The sequence below is a fragment of the Devosia indica genome, assembly GCF_003056405.1.
GTDB lineage: Bacteria > Pseudomonadota > Alphaproteobacteria > Rhizobiales > Devosiaceae > Devosia > Devosia indica.
Genome location: NZ_PYVZ01000053.1, coordinates 1 through 786, shown reverse-complemented (window position 1 = coordinate 786; position 786 = coordinate 1). Strand labels below are relative to the sequence as shown.

Here is a 786-nt window from a genome sequence, read left to right as displayed (position 1 = left end):
CAAACAGCACATTGTGGTTGAAGCCGAGCACACCCTCCGCTTCTGCCGCAAAGAGCAGATAGGAGAGCCGCAAAAGGGCATAGATGCCCACCTTGGTCATGATGGCGAACATGGCCGCGACCGGCGCCGCCGCCACAGAATAGGCGCCCGGCAACCAGAAGCTGATCGGCCACATGCCGGCCTTGATCAGGAAGGTCAGGCCGAGCAGCCCCAGACCGGCGTCGAGCAATGGCCGGTCGGCGGCGGCAATTTGCGGAATGCGCACCACAAGATCGGCCATGTTGAGCGTGCCGGTCACGCCATAGATGATCGCCGCGCTGATGAGGAACAGGAAGGACGCGAGAAGGTTGATCGCGATGTAGTGCAGCGACGCCTTGACCCGGGCGCTGCCACTACCATGCAGCAGCAATCCATAGGACGCTGCCAGCATAACCTCGAAAAAGACGAAGAGATTGAACAGGTCACCGGTGAGGAAGGCGCCATTGAGCCCCATCAGCAAGAGCTGGAAGATCGCTGCAAAATGCGGGCCGGCGGCATACCAGCGGGCCAGCGAGAATGTCAGGGTCGCCATGCCGAGAATGCTGGTCACCAGCACCATCAGCGCCGAGAGCCTGTCAGCCACCAGCACGATGCCGAAAGGCATGGGCCAATTGCCCAGCGGATAGGCCTTGATCAGCTCAGTGTCGGACGGACCAACCTGTATGGTCGGCACGACCAGCAGCAGCGCGATAACGACCAGCAGGGCGGTCGAGCCGATACTGAGACCGATCTTGAGCATCCGGAAGC

Annotated in this window: 1 protein-coding gene; it reads right to left on the bottom strand. The window is 61.3% G+C overall.

Features of this window, described 5'->3' with window-relative positions; translation table 11 throughout:
* A partial coding sequence (locus tag DDE76_RS19370; RefSeq protein WP_281261872.1) for a proton-conducting transporter transmembrane domain-containing protein occupies positions 1–786 on the bottom strand: 786 nt, incomplete at both ends.